Here is a 22,529-nt window from a genome sequence, read left to right as displayed (position 1 = left end):
CGTGCAAAGGTTATGTACGATAAAAGTTATGTGGAGAATAGAAAAGAGTATATAGGACTTTAGAGACCTATATACTCTTTTTGTCTTATTTGGAATCTGGATCTTTAATACCTGCTTTTGAAGAAATATGACCTTTTGTATTACCAGTTTTTGGATTACTGCAACTGCATCCATTATCTTTACATTTTTTGCTCATTTTGCAACCTCCTAAAAAGTTTGTATACCTTCTTAGTATTTTCCGTATTTCTAAAAATATGCTTTATAATTTTTTTACGGAGTCACCTGAGATAAGGGTGCAGTTTATAATTTTTCTACCTAGTTTAAAATCAGGTGTACTAATTTTATGTAGCATCGTTGTAACGCATGCTTCTGCCATAGTATTTACATCTACAGAAATAGTTGTAAGCGGTAGCGAACAAATATTAGAGTAAGTGGAGCTAATTAATATAGTCAGGAGATTATGTAGTCATACAGGGGAGGATTTATTCAAATAATGGAGAGTCTGTAACAAATAATGAAGAAACCAATAAGGGCATAATAACATTAAACTCAAAAGCATTTATAGAGGCTTTAAGGGGTTATACAAATTTAGTTAATAAAATGAATGTAGCTTTTAAGAAAAAAGAGAGAAGTATTAGGACAAAAATAAATTAATTTAGCTAGACAAAGGCTATCTTATTCTATAGGATAAGGATGAGATAGGCTTTGTTTTGTATTAAATTAAAAATATTCTAGAGGTGAGAATGGAATGAAAACAGGGTTGAAGCATTATTATGGTGACTTACATACGCACACAGGCTTTTCAGATGGAAGGGGGACACCAAAAGAAGCTTTTGAGTGGGCTAAAGCAAGTAAAATGGGTGATTTCTTAGCGGTTTCGGATCATGAAGGATCTATAACGATGCAAAAGTGGATGGAAACTTTAAAGGCAGCAGATGAAGTAACAGATGAAACTTTTGTAGGGATTGCCTCTTATGAATCAGGTTATAGTGAGGAGTTTAGAGATGAAGATGGTGTGGCAGTAGTAAATGGAGGAGAACTTAATCTATTTGGGACAGATGCCCTTTTAGTAGAAGCAGGATATCCAACAGATTTTAAAGATTTTTATGAAAAGCTTAGGAAGCATAAAGGGGCTATTGCTTTTTATAATCACCCACAAGAAGCAAGTTGGCCTACAGATAAGATATGGAACGCGTATGACGAATTTGGAGTCTATGAAGATGGCATAGACGATTATATCGTGGGTATGGAAACTTCTAATGAAACAAGTGCCTATAATCATATTCATGAACTTGTTTATACGATAGCGCTAGATAAAGGGTGGAAGTTCGCACCTTATGCAACTACAGATACTCATAGTGGTAATTGGTTAAGTGGTTTTGAAAATAGAACAGTTGTATTAGCTGAGTCACTTACTAGAGCGCATATTATAGAAGCTTTTAGAAAACGTCATGTTTACGCAGTACAAGATAAGAATTTCCAGGTGGAGTTTGCAGTTAATGGACGAATTATGGGAAGTATTTTAAGTCCAAAGGACCATACGTATCATATAGAAGTAGAAGTTTTACATAAAGAACCGCACGAGGGAGGGGCCTTTAAGCGTTTAGAGATTATTTCAGATTATGGTCAGGTGGTAGCATCTTGTGAAAGAAAAGATTTCCATATGAAATGGAACGTTACATTAGAGAGTGAAACGGCAAGATATTTCTTCTTGAGGGTAGTTAATGAAGAGGGGAAAAAAGCTTGGAGTGCACCAGTCTGGACAGGAAGAAAGCCTGATGAAAAAGTGGAAGCAGTAAAGGGAAGACGTATACGACCTGAAGCCATGAAGGTCATTTATGCATCTTCTGAAAAAGACTCCTGTAAAGCCTGTGAAATTCTAAATCCAGACACAAAGACTTATTGGGAATCAGAAGAAACAAGCGGAGAAATTATTATTGACTTAGGAGAAGAAAAGGAACTTATAGGGATTGGTTATAGGAAAAATTATATTGCTTATGAAGATAAAGAGGCGCTAGCTAAGCTTATGGATGGTTATTGCTATGAAGTAAGTAAAGAAGAGCAAGAAGGGTATGAAGTAGTAGCAAGCGGACGTGTTAGAAACTATGGAAGTGAACATTATAGGAGCTTTGAGGCGATTAAGGCACGTTATGTTAAGATTAAAGCTTTAAATGCAATAGAAGAAGGTATTGTAGCAATTGGTAATATTTATATTTATGAAATGTAAGGGGGAATAAAAAATGGCAAATTTATTTGAAGTAGGACTCTTTGATGAATTAGAAGCAATTTATCCAGATACTAAGGCAGAAAGTGGGGATAAGGTTTATAGAGTAAGCGGAGCATCTGGCACTTATGCAGGTGTTCATATGGTGATTTCAGGACTACAAGCAGGACAGATGGTAAGCTTTGAAGTAAAAGGACCTCATCAAGGCTATAAACTTTTTGAGCTTATTCCTGTACCAGTAGAAGATAATACAGGACTTATAACACGTACAGAAAGATTTGATGGTAAGTATAATCCTTATGTTATTCGAAGGGCACCTTTTATGATATATGAAGTCTTACAGCCTATTAGAAATTTAGCCGTAAGTAAAGGGCAGAGCGTAGCTGTGGCCTTTAGGGAAGCTATACAAGTGGAAGAAGATGTAGAAAATAAATGGGAAATCTATGTGACAGTAGAAGGTATCACTCAAAAGCTTACTTTTATTGTAGAAGCTAAGAAAGTTAAAGTTATGCCAAGTAATAAGACAACACATAAGTATGTGAACTGGATTAATATGAGGAATATAGGTGCTTTTCATAAAGTAGTAATGTGGTCTAAAGAGTGGGAAGACTTAGTACTTTCTTATTTTAAATTAGCAAGATATGCTAGACAGAATATAGTTTGGCTACCAGCAGATCTTTATTTTGAGTTAAATGAAAGTCAGCATCCAGTTCTGAATGAAGAAAAACTAAGTACACTTATAAGACTTGCAGATGAAGCAGAGCTTTACTGGCTAAATGGGGCTAATTTATGTGGTCGTAAAGATGGAGATTGGTGTGCAACTGAGGCAGAGACTATACTCTCAAAACGTATTATGCCAGGTGAAGGAGAAGAAGACTTTAGAAATATGACCACTCAGCTTTATAAATATATTAAAGAAAAAGGCTTAGAGAATAGATGGATTCAAAGTTTCTTTGATGAGCCACTTGATGAAAGTGCAAACGTTTATCATAGAGGTGCAACCATTATTAATGAGACGATGCCGGGTATTCAAGTTTTAGATGCTAATAAGGCAACTGAAAGTTTAGTAGGAGCTATGGATATATGGTGCCCTACATTAGACTGTTATGAAAAAGAGTTTGAATTTTATAGAGATCGTGTAGAAAAGGGAGAGGAAGTATGGGTATATACTTGCCTTGAGCCAACAGGTCCATACCTTAATAGACTGTTAGATATGGAAAGAATAAGGCCAGTACTTATTGAATGGGCCAATAGCCTTTATCCTGTTAAAGGATTCTTACACTGGGGTGGTAATTGGTTCGCTGTAAATCCTTATAAGCAGTCTTGCGTATGCATGGGGCAAGAAGACTATACGAACTTTAAACTTAATTATAGTGCACAGCTTCCAGCAGGTGACTGTGGTGTGATGTACCCAGGTGATTTGATGCCTTTATCTACAACAAGATTAGAGGCACATCGTATAGGCTTTGAGGACTTATACCTTATTGAACAATTAAAAAATAAAAATGAAGCATTAGCTAAAGAAATTGTAAACACTTTAGTTAGAAGTTATAAAGATTATGAGACAGATATCAGTCTTTATAGAAAAACGAAGAAGCGCTTATTAGAAGCATAAATCTTTAGCCTAATGCACACCCTAAAAAAGTAATCCTAATAAATGAGGTGACAGACAACATGGGTGAAGCAACTAAGTTTGATATTCCACAACAAGGCTCACAAAAAAGCAGAAAAAGAAGTGGGCTTGAAAAGGATCCAGGAACAAAAGCAACAGATTTCAAAAAACATTGGAATAAAAACAGTGCAAACAATCATTAAGAACTAAAAAAAGGTAGGTATACTGTATAGAATAAATTCTGTGCGGTATACCTACCTTTTATTATACATTAGGAAAAATTTTTATTTTTAATAGATAAAGAGATAAAAATGCAGAGAAAAATAATGAAAGTATAGGAAGAAGAATTAATTATAAAAATAAATTAAATAAATTAAAATTGGCTAGAAATTATACTTGTTTTTTTATATAATTGAATCAATTGTATAGAAGGTATAAGGAGGATGTTAAACAATGCAGATGATTTATAGAATAGGTAATGGGGAAACCATAAAATATAGTGCTAGAGAATTAGCAAAATACTTAACTCTAGTGACTGGTAAGGATTGCTTTCAAATTGTAGAAAAATCAAGTTATGATAAAGCTTTACAAGGAATATGGCTAGGTAGTGATGATCAAATAGGTGTAAACTTTGAGGTACAAGATAAAGCTTTAGATGATGGTATTGCTATAGCAATCGTAAAAGGTAATGGATTTATTACAGGGACAAATGAAAGAAGTATTCTAATAGGTGTTTATCGTTTCTTAACGGAGTTAGGATGTAGGTGGTTAAGACCTTGTAAAGATGGGGAAGTACTGATACATAAAGCATTAGAAGATATGAATGTTGAACTTAAAGAAATAGCATCCCTTAGACATAGAGGTGTTGTAATTGAGGGGTCTAATACATATGATAATGTAAAAGATATGATCGAATGGCTACCCAAATTAGGTTACAATAGTTATTTTATTCAATTTATGCATGCCTACTCTTTCTTTAAACAATGGTATATACATGCAGAGAATCCACTTAAACAAAAAGAATTTTTTGATGATGAAATGGCAGAAGAATTTACAGAAGGATTAGTAAAGGAAATTAAGAAAAGAGGTCTTATTTATCATGCAGTAGGTCATGGATGGACATGTGAAGCCATTGGTGTACCAGGACGTGGTTGGGATGCAGAGAAGATAGCTTTAACAGATGAGCAAAGAGAATGCCTAGCTCTTATTAATGGAAAAAGAGAGTTTTATGGGAATGTTCCACTTAACACCAATCTTTGTTATTCATCACCTAAAGTACAAGAAGCATTTACAGATGGCATTGTAAACTATGCTAAAACACATAAAGAAGCAGATATGATTCATGTATGGGTAGCGGATGCTTTTAATAATCATTGTGAATGTGAAAGATGTAAGACGCTTACACCAACTGATTGGTATGTACAGATTCTTAACGTATTAGATGAGAAATTAAGTGCAGAAGGATTAGACAATAAGATAGCTTTCTTACTTTATTTTGAACTTTTATGGACGCCAATCAAGGAAAAATTACATCATCCAGAGCGCTTTGTAATGATGTTTGCACCAATTTCTAGAACTTTCACTAAGTCCTTTGAAGATGTAGAAGAAGTACAAGAAGAACTTAAACCTTTTGCTTTAAATAAGATTACATTACCACATACAATTACTAATTATTTAAAAATTCTTAAGGAGTGGCAAGCATGTTTTGATGGAGATAGCTTTGACTTTGACTACCATCTAGGACGTTCTCACTATGGAGATGCAGGTTACTATGAGATTTCAAGAATCATTAGTAAAGATGTTAAAAATCTGCGTAACCTTGGGCTTAATGGCTTATTAAGCTGTCAACAACAACGTACTTTCTTCCCTACAGCTCTGCCAAACTATGTAATGGGTAGAACACTTTGGAATGTAGAAGCAGAATTTGAAGAGGTAGCGAGAGATTACTTTAAATATGCTTTTGGTGAGGGATGGGGGCTTGTAAAAGAGTATCTCATGCAGGTATCAGATATCTTCGATATGGATTACTGGCAACTTGAATCAGGTGGTTTAAATCAAGCATACTCAGAAGAGGTTATTAAAGTTTGTGAAGTAGTTGATAAGTTTGAAAGTGTAGCCTTAGCACATCAAAATCATGAACATATAACAGAGAATTTATCTTGGAAGTATATCCTTTATCATTTAGAGTACACCAAGTTATTTGCAAAAGCTTTATCAGCTAAGGCAAAAGGAGAAACAGAAAAAGCTAATGCATACTGGAGTGAGTTTGCACATTATATTAATAGACATGAAGATGAAATGCAAAGAGGATTTGATGGCTTTAGAATACTTAGTATAGGACGCTGGGCGAGTCATTTTACAAGAAGTAATTAAAGAAAAAAGGGCTACTGCACTAACTGCTTAGTGCAATAGCCTTTTTTAGTACTTGGAAAAGTAACTGTAATAAGTGTCAATGAGAAGACTTAAAGCATAATCATAAAGGATGAAAACAATTTGTCCTAATAGAATCAAAATAAGAAGGTCACCATAAGGTACATTAGGAATAAATTTTTCAGCAAGTATTCCGAGCCCATCAAAAGCGTGAGGACTAATAAGCGTTTTTATAAATTTAAAACCAATAAAAAATACACTATTGAAGAAGGCTAATTTTAGTATCCATTCAAATGATAGGTGATTGAGCTTTTCAATAAAGTACTTGAGTAGACCGTATATGCCAAAAAATAAAATATAAAGTACACTAATATTAAGTGGCATAAGAATGAGGCAAAGTATGCTAGAAGTTATATAAACCAGTAAAGAAGTTTTGACATTGCCACGGATAAGTGCAATGGGTACCATAACTGAAGTAATTGTAAGTAACGTAAGTGTATTAGTTGGAAGGAGAAAAGTAAAATATAAAGCGACAAGGGTTAAGGCAGAGAGCAGAGCGCCTGTAACAAGTTGTTTAGTTGTCATTTTACTTTCCTCCTTTACAATGCTTACAAGGAGATATAACTTTATTATAGCGGTCCATCATACCGAGATTAATAATATTTTGTAAGATAGCTTTATGACGTTTAAGAGGCAGTTCATTAAGTAATGTGCGACAGTTATACCCGCAATTTAAGATAGTAAAGCTAATTGGATCTTTAACTTTTTTAATGAGCGTTTCATAAGTAAGATGTTCTGTATTATAAAGCTGGCAAATAGGGTTAAATTTATTTTTAGCCATATCCTTTTCAAGATCATCTAGAGCATCTAACATATAAATCCATTTGCCAAGGGCGTAGCCAAAGTCAAAAAGTTTTTCCCTTAACTTAGGACTATCATTTTCCAAGATATAAGGATATTCTTTAAGTATATTCCCTACAATTAAGCTAAAAGGATGACAGATTTCATCAATAGATTCAAAGCCTCCAGTTTGTTCAAGTTGATAGAGCTGCTTTAGATGGATTTCTATCATATGATTTATTTTACGAACCTCTGGTTTGAATTTTGCTTTATAAGGAGCGAGTAATTTTGCCAGTGCCTCGCTTTTAAGGCTACGGTCATCTTGCATATCATCTAGAAGTTTGTAGTAAACAAGAGCCACATTCATAGAAGCGGTATAGTCAAGGGCCTCATTGCGTACTATCAAGGGCTTTTTAGTTCCAGGGTGTACAAGACAGCTTCTTTTTTGAAGATAGGCTTTGTCAAGACTTAGACCATCTAGTAACATCCCCATTGCTACTAGATCATAATTAAGTACCATACGAGGAAGCTGACCAAAATTCCCTTTAATATGATGGCAAAGTCCACAGTAGTAGCTTTTAAAAGCGTTAAGCTGGTGTACCTTGAGTTCTTCTTTAAGGGGTGTAACATAACCAAACATGTAGAGCCTCCTTTAAATACAGCTAATCAGATCCCCGCCCATACATTCACAGCAAGTATCCAAACAAATAAGATCACAGCAGCTAAAATTGCAGCAATCATCACAGCAACAGCAGCAACAGCCAGTGTTTTTTCTATAATGTCGCCCATTGTAATAATCATCACTGTAGCGACCTCCTCTTGCCATAAGTTTGGCTAAGTGGTTTTGATAAACTGCATTACTTGGATTAAGTGCAATAGCCTTTTCAAGATGGGATTTTGCAGAATCAAACCAAGCTTTGTGCATGAGAATTTTACTATATAAAAAATGCCACTTATCGTCTTTGACTGAACTATGTGAAAGGAGCTTTTCTGCTTTTTTAAACTCCTTAGAGCGGATTAAATCATAAACTTCTTCGTAAGTGGAAGACAAAAAAATCACCTCATTATTCATACATCTTTTTTATTTTATTCTATTATAGCAATTAAATTACATAAATACTATATAAAAAAGTGTAGCACAGTGCACAAAAAGGGTATAAAATAAATGCAAATAAAGAAGATAGGATGAAAAGAATGGATACAATCATTTGGCTTATAAGTAATCATCAAATTTATGTAGGAGATTTTTATAAAGGAGAGCTTAAAGCGATACCTTTCGAAAAGTCAGACACATGGGAGGTTTATGGAGCAGACGATATAGAAAAGTTGGTAGATTATATGAATTATCCACTTCATTATAATCAATTTAAAAAGAGTAAACTAGTTATTCTCTTTGATGAAGTAAAAGTATATGAGATGTTAAGAAAGATTGAAAGATGCTTTAAAAATTGTGAAGCTATTGTCATAAAACGTATAGAACCGTTCCTACTACAGACTCTTTTAAAAGAAGGAATAAGGGCTGAGCAAAGGATAGAGTTTGCAGGAAGAAATTATGAGCTGGTAGAAGAGGGAGAAGGGTCCTTACTAAGACCTTGTTTAGAAGAAGAGGAAGATGGTGAGACTGTAGAAAATCCTAGTCTTAATCCTATGGCTCTCTATGAATATATCCTGCAGCTTATAGAAGAAGGACAAATAAAGATGCAATCAGTAGAAGAAGCGTTTAAGTACGACCTTATTTTAAGCCCAACAACTCTTTATATAAAGGGTGGACAGAAGGAAAAGCGCTATCTACAAGTTGAAGATATAGTTATGAGGGACACTATAGTAGCAGATGGTACTGTCCTTAATAAAGGAGAAGAACTTTTTAAATATAAACATCATGTGCAGAAAATGTTTGGGCGTATTAAGACAGAAGAAATAGCTAAACAAGTAACGAAAGCAGGAAAGATACACTTTGTTAAAGCTTTTGATGAAAATCAGCTTATATGGGTATTGAAGGATGAAGTGATAGGGATTATTGGAGAAGCAGCAAGCACTCATGAAGAGGTCATGGAGTGGTATCAGAAAAATATGGTTCGGTAAGTAAAGGTGGTTAGAGTGAAAAAAGAATTTTATAAGATGGGAATATTACTACTCGTATTAAGCTACAGTATTTTATACTGTGGAGAAGCATTACTTAGACAGAATTTTCTAGGAATCTTTAGATGGATGATGGAGTATCCTTTTAGTTTTTTTATAAATTGGATGCTTCTATGGCTATTACTTTTAGGCGCATGCGTGCTTTGTAAAAAGCCTGGGAGAGGTGTGCTTATAGTAGGGTGTATCTATATGACTTTCTGTGTTATTTCCTTTTATAAGTTTATCATTAGTGGAGAGTATTTAACACCGGCTGATTTAATACTAGCGGGAGAGGCAGCAAGTATTAGTAAGGAAATGAATATACAGCTTGAGAGGCATGTAGTTATTGGCGTCCTTTTAAGTTTAATAAGTATGTTAGCCGCATATAGATGTAAGCCCCTTTCACTCAGGCGTAAACATCGTATGATAGGGGGGGTACTGTTTGGCACCTTGTTTTTTACAACAGCTATCATTGGGGCTAAGGTATGCACTTCACATGAGGAAGTACCAAAAGAGGAAAAGAGCCTTACTATTAATAAACAGTATAATGACAATGGCTTTATGATAGGTTTTACTCAGGAGGTAGTGGATTTAATCATTGAAAAGCCAGAAGGTTATAGTGAAGATACAGTAAAGAATTTACTTATGCCTTATAAAGTGGACAACCCTAATAATCATTTTGCTAAGCCTAATATCATTATGATTATGAGCGAATCTCTATTTGATTTAACGAACCTTCCAGGTATTTCTTATTCAGAAAACCCTTTAGCTTATTTCCAAAATTATGGAGAGAATTATGTAAGTGGTAGTATTGCAACAGAAGTTTATGGTGGACGTACTTGCCAAACAGAGTATGAAGTCTTAACAGGGCACTCTGTCTATTTTACAGACCCTCAGAATATAGCCTATATGAAGCTTGTAAATGAGCATACACCAAGTATTCCTAAGCTTCTTAAGGAAGAGGGGTATAAAACTTTTGCAGTACACGGATATGAAAAGGCTTTTTTCTCAAGAGATGAGGCTTATAAAGATTTAGGTATTGAGACTTTTATTGCAAGTGAAGATCTTATAGACCCTACTCTTGCTAGAGACTATGTATCAGATGATGCATTAGTAGATAAGGTAATCGAGCTGTATGAGAACAATCAGAATGAACCTCTCTTTTGTCATGTTGTAACTATGCAGAATCATATGCCTTATACAGATATTTATACAGCAAATGGTATCCACGTTGAAGGAGATAATCTTACAGCAGAAGAGAAGAGCCGCCTTACTACTTATGCTAATGGAGTTAAAGATTCTGATAAAGCACTTCATAAGTTAATAACCTATTTTGAGCAAGTAGAAGAACCCACTATTATTGTCATGTATGGTGACCACTTGCCGGCCTTGGACGAAAATTATGCACTTTATGAAAAACTTCATTATATAGAAGGAAATTTTGATGAGGCAGACTGCTATAAGCTTTATCAGACACCTTTTATCATGTGGAATAATTATAACTTACCTGCTAAAAGTATGGGTGTTATAGATGCGTCCTATCTTGGAAGCCAAATGCTTCATTATATAGGTTATGATAAAGACCCTTATATGAACTATTTAATCCAGGTCAATAAGCATTTAAAAGCTTACGGGCAGAACTTTCAAATAGATCAAGATGGAAAGCTTAAATCATTAGAAACATTATCAAAGCTAGAGCAGAGTGTGTTAAATAACTTATGGATGATACAATATAATAGGTTGGCACTTGAATAAAATTATGCTAAGCTAAAAAAAACTAAAAGATAAAGGATGTTAAGACTAATGAGTAAAAAACTTGATGCACTTAGAGTAGTAAACAATGAAGTGATTTTTGAAAAAGCTAATGGCGAAAAAATGATTATGCCAAACCTTACAGCCTTGTTAAAACTTTATAATGAGACGAGTGATGAAGCTATTAAAGAGCGTGCTAGAGAAATTTTTAACCATGAGATTGGGAGTTTATTAATTTGTGAAATTATGATTGATATGCAAAATAGTACGACACTTAATCGTCTTGAGACAGGAGAAATTAGCAAGACAATGAGACATGTTGGTACTTATAACATTATTTTAGAAAGTCATCTTGAAAAAGCTAAAGAACAGTTTGAAGCATTAAAAGCTCAAGATGAAGTAGAAGGTACATTTGAAGAAGCTGTATTTGCAACTTTCCCATATGGAATAGTTATTGAACGTATTAAATTCCCACAGTTTACAAATACAGAATATGTTAAAGAGATAATCTAATTAAATATGAAAGGAATGTTAATATTTGATAACATTCCATAAAACTATCTTATAAATTGTTAAAAGTGTGTTAAAATGATAAATGTTCAAAGAGACGAAATGAAGTAGCAGCTTAAGGAGGGTAAAAGATGCGAAAAATATGGACATTATTCATGGCTAGCACACTTTTTTTGAGCCCAATTTCTATATTGGCTGATGAAGGCGAAAATACAGGCATTATATTAGGTCAAGAAGGTAATCCAGAAGGCGATAATCCAACAAATGAAGAAGGAGTAGAGGAAAATACCCAGGTGCCGCAGTTACCGAGTGATGAATTGTTGGAGCAGGAGGAACAGGTGCCACCACAAGAAGAGGGTGCATTAGAAGAACAAGTACCAGAAGCAGGTGATGGAACAGAGGAGTTGTTGCCAGAGGATGGGACGATAGATGGGGAACAACCAGAAGTAGAGCTACCCGTTATGGATGAGGATAAAGTTGTATTAACATTAGATAGTACAACGGTCTTTCTCTATGGAGAAGTAAAAGAATTGCTTTTAGCGCCTAAAGTTGTAGCAGGACGTACCTATTTACCGTTAAGATTTGTAGGTGAAGAAATTTTAGAAGCAAAAGTAGACTGGAATCAAGAGACTAGACAGATTACAGTAGAGAAAGATGGTAAAATTGTTGTTTTATCTACGACAGAGCCAAAAGCCTGGATAAATGGTGAGGAAATCGTAGTAGATGCTATGCCAATTGTGGAAAATGGGACAACTCTTTTGCCAGTACGTTTTATGTCAGAACAGTTCGAACTACTGATTGAGTATGATGAGGCCACACGTACTATACAGATTGAAAAGCCAATTGTAGTGCCAAATACACCACCAGTTGCAGCTTTTGAATTTTTAGAGGAAAGTTACATAGCAGGTCAAACCGTACAAGCACAAGATATGAGTTTTGACCCAGATGGGCATTTTATTAAGGAAACATTATGGATGATAGATGGTGATCCATCTAAAACAGCAGCTTCACTTGATAAGATTTTCAAAACGCCTAAACAAGGTTATTACGAAATCTCATTAAAAGTAAGAGATGAGAAAGGCTTATGGAGTGACTGGGTAAGCCAGACTATTATGATTCTGCCAAATGAGGCTCCAGAAGTTATAGAGTTTGAAGCTGATCAGCGTGAATATCAACAAGGTGAGCCGATTACATTTAGTTTTGAGTATGAAAATGAAGAGTGGGAAAGCATCGTGGCTGAAAAATGGACTTACCGTGATGCAAAAGATGCAGTAAACAATTACTTATTTACAAAACCTACTGCTATTTATACAGAAGGCGAATATATTGTAACTTTAGAAATTAAAGATGCTTACGGTAATTGGTCACAAAAAGCACAAACAACTGTAACCGTAACAGATGAAGTACTTAAAACAGAATTTGAAGATAAATTTACAAATGGTCAAATTGGAGATACACTCGATAACTTTGAAAAGACTAACTATCAAAATTACAAAGAAGCAGATGCTGTTTCTTTAGAAGATACTAAAGGAACAATGTTTATGAGTAACTCACCAGAAGTAGTAAGTCAGAAAGGGCTCCTTTATGAAGATACGCTTATAGGGCAGGGACGTGTGCTTTTCCATCATATTAATAATTTTGATCCAGTAGATAATCAGATGGATAGAAAACGTCTTGTAGTCATTGCTGAGAATCGTACAGAAGTACCTGTAACAGGGACTATTTCTAAGCTTACAACAAAAGGGCCATCAGATGACGTATTATTTGTAGGCCAACAACTTCTTTTAGATTATTTTAATAATACAAGTAGCCAAATACTTACTTTACAGCCAGGTGCAAGTACTGTTATTTATGATAGTCAAAACAAAAACTGGTTAAAAGGTCAGGCTATTTCGGGCATGTTTGATGTTGCATTAGAAGGTCCTGTTACCTTTACTGTCGCTTTACTTGGACAAAATGACAAAATAGAAGATATTCCTCTTATGCCAAGGCCAGTAAGAGATGTTCATCCAAGGGGAACTTTCGATGTACTAGATAAAAATATTTTTGTAGACCTTAGGGATGAGGATGAAAATACAAAACTTGTAATTGGTAAGGGACAAGATGAATGGGTTACAGGCTATGATGCCCTTTTACAAGAGAGTGTAGCGAATAGAGGAAACTTTGGTATAAACTATCACATTACCATTACAGCAGAGGAAGATACAGCAGTTATTTTAAATCCTCGTGGTAATATGTTTAAAGGTGCAATTAAATGGGAACAAGATAAAGCTTATCTTGCGCCAAGTGCAGGCTATTTCCCAAGTTCAAATCGAGGAGCATTTGTAGGCGTTGTTAAAGCAGGGGAAACAAAAACTTTAACTTATATGCTTCCAAACGGTTCATCTGCACCAGTATTATTTGGATTTATTCCTGAAAGCAACTGGAGATAAGAAAAAAGCTATTTTATTGTTGGAAAAAAATACAATAAAATAGCTTTTTATTTTTTGCTTTTTTGCAGATAATAAGATTCAAAGGAGGCATTCATATGAAAAAATATTTAAATATATTAATGTACATGATCGCAGCTTTTACAATTGTTTTCTTCTGTGTAGATGAATTAAAAGTACAGGCTTTAGAAAACGGAGCACCTGAGACAGTAGAAGAAAAAATTGTCTATTTAACTTTCGATGATGGTCCGACAGGAAAAGTTACAGAAAAAATATTAGATATCCTTAAAGAACATGATGTAAAAGCTACATTCTTTGTTGTAGGAAAAGAAATTAATCAAAGAGAACAAGTACTTAAACGTATTTATGAAGAAGGGCATAGTATAGGACTTCATACTTATTCTCATAATCTAAAATCTATTTACTCAAGTGATGAAAGCTTTATTAAAGAAATGGAACAAACTTCTCAAAAAATTAATGAAGTATTAGGAGAAGAGGTCAATAGTAAAATTATTAGATTTCCAGGGGGGAGTTCAGGTAGATTAAGTGAAGGCCTTCTTAATAAGTTACATGAAGAAAATTATAGAATCTATGACTGGAATGTCAGTCTTGAAGATGGGGTGAATCCTAACCTGTCTCCAGGTCAAATTGTCCAAAATGCTAAAAAGTGTAGTCGTAATACAACAAAACGTATTATTCTAGCCCATTGTAACTCCAATAATAAAAATACCTACAATGCTTTACCTGGTATTATCAAATACTATAAAGATCAAGGTTATACTTTTAAACCTATTGATCAGAATACAGAAGAATTTTATTATCGCATTAAAAATAAAAATTAGAAAAAGGCCTAGAAGCTATGACTTATGATAGAGCTTCTAGGCCTTTTTCTAGTTTAGCCTATACCTGTTTCAATTAAAAGTTATTAAGACTTCGCGAAGTAATTAAGCAGTTTAATAATGATATAAATAATACCCATTACTAAAAAGATGCCGCCCATACCACTTAACATAATAAGAAAGCCTTGCTCAATCATATGCATACCTCCTTTTAGAATGTAATAAAAATTATCAGAGTAAAAGTGCTAATATGAGACCTCCTGCAATAACAGAAGCTACCTGACCAGCTACATTAGCGCCTACAGCTTGCATAAGAATAAAGTTATGTGGATCTTCTTCTTTAGCGAGTTTTTGAATAGTACGTGCAGACATAGGGAAGGCAGAAATACCAGCAGCACCTACCATAGGATTGATTTTTTCTTTTCTAAACAAGTTAATCACTTTAACGAAAAGCACACCACCTATAGTATCAAAGATAAAGGCGATAAGTCCCATACCAATGATAAGAATAGTACTAGGGGTTAAAAAGGTGTCAGCCTTCATAGTAGAAGCGATAGAAAGTCCTAAAAGAATGGTGACAATATTAACGAGTTCATTTTGAGCCGTTTCACTTAGGCGGTTAACCACACCACTTTCACGTAATAAGTTGCCAAACATAAGGAAACCAATAAGTGGAATAGAATGTGGTGCAATAAAGCCAGAGACTAAAGTAACCACTATAGGGAAAAGAAGTTTAGCCTTTCTTGAAACAGGCGTAGAAGTGTAAGTCATATGTATACAACGTTCTTTTTTGGTTGTGACCCATTTAATAGCCATAGGCTGAATAAGCGGTACAAGGGCCATGTAAGAGTATGCAGCAACAGAAATAGGACCTAAAAGAGAAGGTGAAAGCTGACTTGCTACAAAGATAGAAGTTGGGCCATCAGCAGCACCGATAATACCGATAGAAGCAGCTTCTTGTAAAGAAAAACCACAGCAAAGTGAAAGGATAAGGGTGAAGAAGATACCAAATTGAGCGGCAGCTCCAAGAAATAGCATAGAAGGTCTCTCAAGTAGCGGCCCAAAGTCAATCATAGCGCCTATCCCTATAAAGATAAGAAGTGGGAAAAGTTCTGTTGTAATACCTGCATTAAAGAGGAGGTCCAGTATGCCTTGAACAACACTGCCTTCTGAAAGTTGGCTAATAGCACCCGATAGAGGAATGTTTACTAAGATGACGCCAAATCCCATAGGTAAGAGAAGTGTAGGTTCATATTGTTTAGCGATAGCGAGGTAGATAAGTAGAAAACCGATAAGTAGCATAAAGATGTGACTAGGAGTAAGTTGTTGGAAGCTTTCTAACAAAATTTCCATATTTAACACCTGCCTATGTAGAAAAATAAAATTATATAATATGTATATTAGAATGGAACATATAGCATGTCAAAGGATGTTAAGAAAAGTTCAAAAATTCTTAGCACATCTTAAGCTAAGAAATTAAAATAGATAAAAAGAGTAGAAGTTCAGAAGGGAAGCTGATATAATAATACGGTTTTAATGCATATATGAGGAGGCAACATGAGTCAGCACGATAGAATTAACAAGAATACATCATTATTTTTACTTACATGGCCTATTTTAGTAGAATTATTGCTACAAATGCTTATAGGTAATGTAGACCAAATGATGATTAGTAGATATTCACAAAATGCTGTAGCAGCTATTGGAAATGTGAATCAGATTATGAATCTACTACTGATTACATTTAATATTATTACAATGGCAACGACTATTATGGTATCACAATATTTAGGCTCTAATAATCAGGAAAAAGTATCAGAGGTCTATTCTCTTGCTACATATACAAATCTTTTCTTTAGTATGATTTTAGGTGCTTTAATGGTATTTGGGCACAAGCCTATGTTTGAAATGATGGGGATGCCACTAGAGCTCTATAGCGATGCCACTATTTATATGGTTATTGTAGGGGGACTCATCTTTTTACAAGGTGTGTTTATGTCCTATTCTGCTATTTTCAGAAGCAATGGCTTAATGAAACAGACTATGATTATTTCTTTTGTTATTAACTTTATTAATATTATAGGAAACTTTATCTTCTTGAATGGTTTATTAGGCATTCCGCAATTAGGTGTAACAGGTGTGGCTTTATCAAGTGTAATCAGTAGGTTAATTGGTCTAATTGTAGTAATGATTATCTTTAATAGGAAATTAAATGCGAAGATTAGCTTAAAGTATCTAAGGCCATTTCCAAAAGAGACCTTCAAATCCCTTTTAAGAATAGGATTACCTTCAGCAGGAGAGTCTCTTTCTTATAATGTGGCACAGATGTGGATTTTATCCTGTGTAAATCGTATGGGAACGTATGTGATTGCAACACGTGTGTATAGTAATATGATCGCAAACTTCTCTTTTGTTTATGCTTCGGCTATTTCTACAGCGACTCAGATTATTGTAGGGCATTTAGTAGGAGCAGGCGATATTGATGATGCAGATGAATTGGTTATGAAGACCCTTAAGCCTACAGTGCTTGTATCTCTGATTATGTCAGTTATTGTATTTCTATGCAGTGATTTTATTTTTAGTTGGTTTACAACTGACCCTGTTATGATTGCACTAGGTAAGCAGATTATGTTTATTGAGATTTTCTTAGAACTAGGTAGAACGTTTAATCTTGTTATTATTCGTTCAATGCATGCGGCAGGAGATATTAAATATCCTGTTACAATTGGTATTATTTCGATGTGGGGGGTAGCTGCACTACTTTCTTACATATTTGGTATTGTACTAGGCATGGGGTTAGTAGGTGTATGGATAGCCATGGCAATGGACGAACTTTTAAGAGGTGTACTTGTTTATAGAAGATGGAAACGAGGTAAGTGGAGAGGTAAGGCTTTAGTTTAGGCTATTGTGATTAAGTTCTACTTACTATATAATGATGTAGAGAGAATATTCTCACAAAAAAGTGGGAAAGAAAGGAGTAAGACCATGAGGAAAGAAAATAATATAGGGCTTTATATTGGACTACTTTTAGTATTAGGTGGTATTGTATGCTTCCTAGATTTAAATGGATTATTACCTGGGGAACTCTTTAGTCAGTATATTAATCTAATTATAGGTGTTGTTATTTTTGTAGCTTATTTAAGAAATAAAAAATTTTATATACTTATGATTTCGAGTTTCTTTGTTTTTAACGGATTATTACTTATTTTAGATAAATGGGTGAGTGGATGGAACTATTTAGCAGGTGTATTTTTAATACCTGGACTTATGTTTATGGTAGCTTTTAGAGTAAAGAAATTTCTTGCTTATTTAGTGCCAGGTGCGCTCCTTACATCATGGGGAATTTTCATACTGCTTATTACAGCAGATGTGCTAAATGGTTTTTCTACGATTGTAGGTATGGGCTTTATCTTTACAGCTTTAGGCTTTCTAGTTATTTTCCTTTATGATCGGGAGGTGTGGTCAGGTATACCATCTCTTGTATTAGGTATTATAGGAATGATTATGATTACATTAGGGCTTGGTGAAGTATCAAGATTAATTTTATTTAATTTTACAGCTATTGTAGTTATTCTTATTGGTCTTATACTTATTGTAAGAAGCTTTATAAAACCTAAAGAGCGTTCTGATGAGGAGGAAGATTGATGCCTATTGGAACAGTAGAGAAGGTAGAGGAAGACTATGTCATTGTGTCTATAGAAAGACAGGACATGTGTGGTGAGTGTCATGCCTGTGAAATGTTAGGTGAAGTTAAAAAGTGCACACTAAAATGTGTCAATGAATGTAAAAGTCAAGTGGGTGACCAGGTAGAGGTAGATGTAGAGCAGCATTCCTTTATGAAGGCAACTTTTATCATGTATGGGCTACCACTTATTGGCCTTATCCTAGGAGTAGGGATGGGCTATAAATTTTCAGAGGGCATTGCTATTGTACTAGGGCTAGGACTTATGGCACTTACTTTTGGGATGATTAAATATGGAGAGAAGCATAATAAATATGCTAAGATGCTCCCTACAGCTAAAAAAGTGATTGAATAAAAGGGAACCATTGTATAAGCAATGGTTCCTTTTTTATAGCTTCTTTTAAGGTTCAAAAAAGTTACCTTCTTGCATAAAATCTTTAGCTGCTTGTGCCACAGAACGTACAGTTGGAACAGCAGTAGGTGGAGTTGGTGAAAGAGGACTGCTACTTGGCATAGGCATAGGGGGCGTTGGCGCAGTAGGGATAGGAGGTATAGTAGATAGAGGGGGAGGAGTTGGCATAGGTGTAGCAATAGGTGTAGAGGTTCGAGATGGTACGGGAGAGCGACTCACTAAGGAGAGCCCTTCTAGTAGCAAAGAGAGTTCAAGATTAGGGGATAAGTCAGGATGGATTTCTTTTATATCAATAGAAGAAAGTGTAGCTAGCCTAAGTGTACTCATTAAATTAGCATATACTTTAGAAGCATTAAAACTCTTATGGTCAAGGCTGTAATAGTTATAGAGTGTAGCAGGGAGCTGAAGACTACTTATAACGGGTATACTAAACATTTCTTGCTCAGGCAAACCAAAGAGTGTATAAAGTTTATCACCATCTTTATAGTGAATCCAGAGACAATCTAGATAGCTAAGGAGAGAAGGTGAAGTAGCAGTTACAGGAAGTGGCAGAGCTAGATCTTTAAGTGTTAAAGTATCTAGCAGGTGAAAGGCAGGATGTCCATACGTATCTGTTGTAAATAAAACATATAGTTTTTGACCATGTAAACACATATTCCAATCACTAATAGGAATATCAGAACGAACTAAAGTTCTAGAATCATAAGCATTTTCCGTGAAGGTGAGACAATTTAAGGTGTAACCTTCTTCATAGAGTGGGTATAGAATATAGAGAGTATCCTCCACTACATAATAGGAAAGTTGACAATTTAAAGGTAAATTTGTAATAAGATGTGTAGCCATAGGAGAGGCTGCATTTAAAGATTGATGGACAAGAGAACGTCCATTTCCATTAGGATGTATAACAGTGTAGAAAAGGTGCGGCGTTTCAACAAGTATTTGAATAGACATATTTTCAAATTGATACATATTTTTGGTATCTTCTAAAACAGTACGTTTAGTAGGTGACGTTTCAAAGGAATGATAGTAGGCAGTCTGATGATTTGTATTTTGGACAACTACGTGAAGATTATCATGATGATCTAGTGTAGCACTATAAGTTAATGCACTACTAGGATGAATAAGTGCAGGGCGCAAGAAACCCTCTTTGTCATAAATTTGATAAAAAACTCCTTGTCTAGGTTTTTCATCTACAATGATGAAGCGTGTAGATGTACGAAATAAAAAAGGCATAAAGGAACCTCCCTATAGAAGTACTTTATACCATCATATTGATTTTAAAATTAAATTATACATAAATGTCACCATCCTCATAGATTTTCCATATTATAGTATTGAAAACGACATTTTTATGACCCACCTTAGCAAACATGTAGGAGGTTTGGAATTATGAGCAAATGTTCAAATACAGACACAAGATTTTTCAAAGCACCTAATGCAGGTGTTTGTGATATATGTCATCCATGTGACACAATGACGAAGCTTGAAGCAACTGCAATGTGTCCACCTATTGGAGAACCTAAATGCTTAACAATGATGGCACCTGTTGTATTTGATGAAGCAGGCATTAATCTTTGCCGTGTCTTCGCAATAGATGATTTATTAGACGTATGTGAACGCCCATCAAATCGTACAACTGATATTCTTTTTGATGGCCTGACAAAATGTGATCTTGAAAATGCAAATACGATTCAATTGCACGTTGTTGACATCGACTTTAATTTTATATGTCCAGAAACCTGTAGATTTTCAGAAATTAGACCAAGTAAGAACACACCTAACTTATCAAGAATTGTTTTAAGAGACATCGATGTAACTTTATCAGTAAGCATCATGGATAGTACCTGTAGAGTATGTAAAGAAGGTATGCTAACTTTAAGATACCTTCCTAGCGAAAACTGCCCAGGTTTTTCAGAAGAAACGAATCCAAGTAATATTGCATTTGATTTATATACACCATATGGTATTTCTTATGCACCAGAGAATCCAGCAGGCTGTAACAAACTTGTTCCAACAATTAATTTTATCGGCCTAGTAGAAGGACAGCATTGTCAAAACTGTGATTGCCCAGAAGTATGCCATGACTTCCATGAATTTGAAGCAAACAATAGTTTACGTCAAGGTATTTCTGCTCAAGCACTTGCAAAAGTTATTGCAAAAGATGATGAATGTATGGCAGTTGGTATTACACTTTACTTCAAAGCTATTTACTTCGTACAATATAAGTTCCAACATGAAGGTCTTGTAGTACCACCAAAATTCTTAGCAGCTAGCAACACTGAAGAAAGCAGTTGTAAGATATTCTGTGAAGGCGATCTTCTCGAGCCTTGTATTCAACCACTTGATGTAGCTGAAAGACCAAAATGTTTCCAAAATGCTTGTAACTGTAATAAAAAATGCTAGATAAAAATAAAAGGGGTTGCCTAGGCAGCCCCTTTTAGAGTATTTAAATTTTTTGTCTACGTGATCTAAATAAAAGTGGTAAAAGTGCAGCCATAATGATAGCGCCTGCAATAACACCTGAAAGCTGAAAAGTGAGTAAGGCATATTCTAAAGCTTTTGTGTACTGAGAGAAGAGCAGAGCATACATAGTACGGTATAAGCCAATTCCAGGAACCAGTGGAATAATTCCAGGAATAAGAAATACAGTAACAGGTGCTTTTTTATATTTAGCTAGAAAATAAGAGCCTTGAGCAACAAGATAAGCACCTAAAAAGGTGGATAATACAGGTGAATAGTTCTGCATCGTTCCTATAATGTAAATCGCCCATCCACAAGCCCCCATAATACCGCAAGCTATAAGGTGTTTTTTCTGCACATTAAAAAGAACAGAAAAGAAAATAGTAGCAAAGAAAGCACTAATGGTATGAATAAAAAGATAAGCCATTATAAAGCACCTCCTAAATAAAGCCCCACACTCATAGGAATACCAACGCCTGCAGCAATGGCTACGGCAATAAATACAGCTTCTGCAAGACGTGACATGCCAGAGAGTAGTTCATCTCCGATAGTATCACGAATACCATTAGTAAAAGCAAGCCCAGGAACAAGAGGCATAATACTACCAATGACGATGGCTTCTAGATCCAGTATAGGATCGACACATAAGCTAAGCAGAACCATAATACTCCCTATAAAAAGTGATACCATAAAAAGTACAAGATAATTAACAATTTCCTTTGATTTTAGATGAGATTGAACCATACAGGCACCAAAACCAATGAAAAATGCAAAGATAAATTCAAAGGGGCCACCGTTAAACATAAGAGAAAAAAAGGCAGAGCTAAAAGCTGTTGCCAAAGCTATGGTTCTCTTAGAATAAGCAGGTGTATGGTCTATCTCTTTTAAGGTTGCTACAGCTTCTTCTAAAGAGAGTTTCTCTTCTACATAATTACGAGAAAGCTGATTAATCAATTCAATTTTATCCATTCTAGTACTACGATTCTTAATACGTGTAAGCGTAGTAGAATTAGGAATTTCTTTGTTTTTTATTGTTGCCATAACGACGGTTGGTGTAACAAATGTATCGACTTTATCGAAATTGTGATGGGATAAAATACGGCATATAGTATCTTCTACACGGTAAGTTTCAGCCCCACTTTTTAGCATGATTTCACCAAGGTTTACAGCAAAAGCTAGAACAGCTTCATAGTCCTTTATACAATCCATAATACGCCTCGCTTGGTCAAAAAATATTCAACATAAGTATACAACGTTTAGAAGGAAAGTGTAAAGGGATTG

22 protein-coding genes are annotated in these 22,529 nt (G+C 34.9%); 13 read left to right on the top strand and 9 right to left on the bottom strand.

Annotated elements, in window-relative coordinates; all coding sequences use genetic code 11:
- Positions 1-259: 259 nt before the first annotated feature.
- Positions 260-421 carry a hypothetical protein gene (locus ACLTBU_RS06040; RefSeq protein ID WP_412218373.1) on the bottom strand — a complete coding sequence of 54 codons (162 nt, stop codon included), beginning with the start codon at positions 419-421 and terminating at the stop codon, positions 260-262.
- Between the two features lie 327 nt (positions 422-748).
- Between ACLTBU_RS06040 and ACLTBU_RS06035 the strand changes: the two genes are divergently transcribed.
- From ACLTBU_RS06035 to ACLTBU_RS06020, 4 genes are all read left to right on the top strand, one after another.
- A complete protein-coding gene (locus tag ACLTBU_RS06035; RefSeq protein ID WP_412218121.1) occupies positions 749-2,227 on the top strand; it encodes a CehA/McbA family metallohydrolase in 1,479 nt (492 codons plus the stop codon).
- A 13-nt stretch (positions 2,228-2,240) separates the two neighbouring features.
- A complete protein-coding gene (locus tag ACLTBU_RS06030) occupies positions 2,241-3,839 on the top strand; it encodes a glycoside hydrolase domain-containing protein (protein ID WP_412218120.1) in 1,599 nt (532 codons plus the stop codon).
- A 59-nt stretch (positions 3,840-3,898) separates the two neighbouring features.
- Positions 3,899-4,039: a hypothetical protein gene (locus ACLTBU_RS06025; RefSeq protein WP_177668545.1), complete on the top strand. Its 141-nt coding sequence runs from the start codon at positions 3,899-3,901 to the stop codon at positions 4,037-4,039.
- Between the two features lie 250 nt (positions 4,040-4,289).
- On the top strand, positions 4,290-6,209 hold the full coding sequence (locus tag ACLTBU_RS06020; RefSeq protein ID WP_412218118.1) for a DUF4838 domain-containing protein: 1,920 nt from the start codon (positions 4,290-4,292) through the stop codon (positions 6,207-6,209).
- 45 nt (positions 6,210-6,254) lie between these two features.
- On the opposite strand, the gene ACLTBU_RS06015 is transcribed toward ACLTBU_RS06020, so the two are convergent.
- The 3 genes from ACLTBU_RS06015 to ACLTBU_RS06005 are packed head-to-tail and all read right to left on the bottom strand — an operon-like array spanning position 6,255 to position 8,097.
- Complete coding sequence (locus ACLTBU_RS06015) at positions 6,255-6,791, bottom strand: hypothetical protein (RefSeq protein WP_412218117.1); 537 nt, start codon at positions 6,789-6,791, stop codon at positions 6,255-6,257.
- A 1-nt stretch (position 6,792) separates the two neighbouring features.
- Complete coding sequence (locus tag ACLTBU_RS06010) at positions 6,793-7,686, bottom strand: DUF5685 family protein (protein WP_412218115.1); 894 nt, start codon at positions 7,684-7,686, stop codon at positions 6,793-6,795.
- 12 nt (positions 7,687-7,698) lie between these two features.
- Positions 7,699-8,097: a tetratricopeptide repeat protein gene (locus tag ACLTBU_RS06005; RefSeq protein ID WP_412218113.1), complete on the bottom strand. Its 399-nt coding sequence runs from the start codon at positions 8,095-8,097 to the stop codon at positions 7,699-7,701.
- Positions 8,098-8,240: 143 nt separating this feature from the next.
- Here ACLTBU_RS06005 and ACLTBU_RS06000 point away from each other — a divergent pair, with 143 nt between their 5' ends.
- The 5 genes from ACLTBU_RS06000 (at position 8,241) to ACLTBU_RS05980 (ending at position 14,697) form a co-directional block, all read left to right on the top strand.
- Positions 8,241-9,128 (top strand): hypothetical protein, encoded by an 888-nt coding sequence (locus tag ACLTBU_RS06000; protein ID WP_412218111.1) that lies wholly within the window; start codon positions 8,241-8,243, stop codon positions 9,126-9,128.
- A 15-nt stretch (positions 9,129-9,143) separates the two neighbouring features.
- The gene (locus ACLTBU_RS05995) at positions 9,144-10,919 is read left to right on the top strand and encodes an LTA synthase family protein (RefSeq protein ID WP_412218110.1); all 1,776 of its coding nucleotides are present in this window, start codon (positions 9,144-9,146) and stop codon (positions 10,917-10,919) included.
- Between the two features lie 48 nt (positions 10,920-10,967).
- Complete coding sequence (locus tag ACLTBU_RS05990; RefSeq protein WP_412218109.1) at positions 10,968-11,429, top strand: hypothetical protein; 462 nt, start codon at positions 10,968-10,970, stop codon at positions 11,427-11,429.
- A gap of 128 nt (positions 11,430-11,557) precedes the next feature.
- Positions 11,558-13,858 (top strand): copper amine oxidase N-terminal domain-containing protein, encoded by a 2,301-nt coding sequence (locus tag ACLTBU_RS05985; RefSeq protein ID WP_412218108.1) that lies wholly within the window; start codon positions 11,558-11,560, stop codon positions 13,856-13,858.
- A 95-nt stretch (positions 13,859-13,953) separates the two neighbouring features.
- Complete coding sequence (locus tag ACLTBU_RS05980; RefSeq protein WP_412218106.1) at positions 13,954-14,697, top strand: polysaccharide deacetylase family protein; 744 nt, start codon at positions 13,954-13,956, stop codon at positions 14,695-14,697.
- An 83-nt stretch (positions 14,698-14,780) separates the two neighbouring features.
- On the opposite strand, the gene ACLTBU_RS05975 is transcribed toward ACLTBU_RS05980, so the two are convergent.
- The gene (locus ACLTBU_RS05975; protein WP_249332867.1) at positions 14,781-14,891 is read right to left on the bottom strand and encodes an OadG family protein; all 111 of its coding nucleotides are present in this window, start codon (positions 14,889-14,891) and stop codon (positions 14,781-14,783) included.
- Positions 14,892-14,925: 34 nt separating this feature from the next.
- Complete coding sequence (locus tag ACLTBU_RS05970) at positions 14,926-16,047, bottom strand: sodium ion-translocating decarboxylase subunit beta (protein WP_412218105.1); 1,122 nt, start codon at positions 16,045-16,047, stop codon at positions 14,926-14,928.
- Positions 16,048-16,251: 204 nt separating this feature from the next.
- Here ACLTBU_RS05970 and ACLTBU_RS05965 point away from each other — a divergent pair, with 204 nt between their 5' ends.
- The 3 genes from ACLTBU_RS05965 (at position 16,252) to ACLTBU_RS05955 (ending at position 18,731) form a co-directional block, all read left to right on the top strand.
- The gene (locus ACLTBU_RS05965; protein ID WP_412218103.1) at positions 16,252-17,595 is read left to right on the top strand and encodes an MATE family efflux transporter; all 1,344 of its coding nucleotides are present in this window, start codon (positions 16,252-16,254) and stop codon (positions 17,593-17,595) included.
- An 84-nt stretch (positions 17,596-17,679) separates the two neighbouring features.
- Entirely contained in the window at positions 17,680-18,339 is a 660-nt protein-coding gene (locus tag ACLTBU_RS05960; RefSeq protein WP_412182422.1) for a hypothetical protein, read from the top strand.
- Positions 18,339-18,731, top strand: coding sequence for a SoxR reducing system RseC family protein (locus ACLTBU_RS05955; protein WP_177668517.1), 393 nt, complete (start codon positions 18,339-18,341; stop codon positions 18,729-18,731). The genes ACLTBU_RS05960 and ACLTBU_RS05955 overlap by 1 nt, the downstream gene beginning before the upstream one ends.
- A gap of 45 nt (positions 18,732-18,776) precedes the next feature.
- Here ACLTBU_RS05955 and ACLTBU_RS05950 read toward each other — a convergent pair whose 3' ends face one another.
- The gene (locus ACLTBU_RS05950; RefSeq protein ID WP_412218101.1) at positions 18,777-20,021 is read right to left on the bottom strand and encodes a hypothetical protein; all 1,245 of its coding nucleotides are present in this window, start codon (positions 20,019-20,021) and stop codon (positions 18,777-18,779) included.
- Between the two features lie 156 nt (positions 20,022-20,177).
- Between ACLTBU_RS05950 and ACLTBU_RS05945 the strand changes: the two genes are divergently transcribed.
- Positions 20,178-21,191 carry a hypothetical protein gene (locus ACLTBU_RS05945; protein WP_337531025.1) on the top strand — a complete coding sequence of 338 codons (1,014 nt, stop codon included), beginning with the start codon at positions 20,178-20,180 and terminating at the stop codon, positions 21,189-21,191.
- A 43-nt stretch (positions 21,192-21,234) separates the two neighbouring features.
- On the opposite strand, the gene ACLTBU_RS05940 is transcribed toward ACLTBU_RS05945, so the two are convergent.
- On the bottom strand, positions 21,235-21,675 hold the full coding sequence (locus ACLTBU_RS05940; protein WP_177668512.1) for a threonine/serine exporter family protein: 441 nt from the start codon (positions 21,673-21,675) through the stop codon (positions 21,235-21,237).
- Positions 21,675-22,457: a threonine/serine ThrE exporter family protein gene (locus ACLTBU_RS05935; protein ID WP_177668510.1), complete on the bottom strand. Its 783-nt coding sequence runs from the start codon at positions 22,455-22,457 to the stop codon at positions 21,675-21,677. Before ACLTBU_RS05935 ends, ACLTBU_RS05940 begins: the two co-directional genes overlap by 1 nt.
- Positions 22,458-22,529 lie beyond the last annotated feature (72 nt).

The sequence above is a fragment of the Zhenhengia sp. genome, assembly GCF_046966505.1.
GTDB classification, from domain to species: domain Bacteria; phylum Bacillota; class Clostridia; order Lachnospirales; family Cellulosilyticaceae; genus Zhenhengia; species Zhenhengia yiwuensis.
Note: the sequence above shows the minus strand (reverse complement) of the source record. Positions and strands in the feature narration are given on the sequence as shown.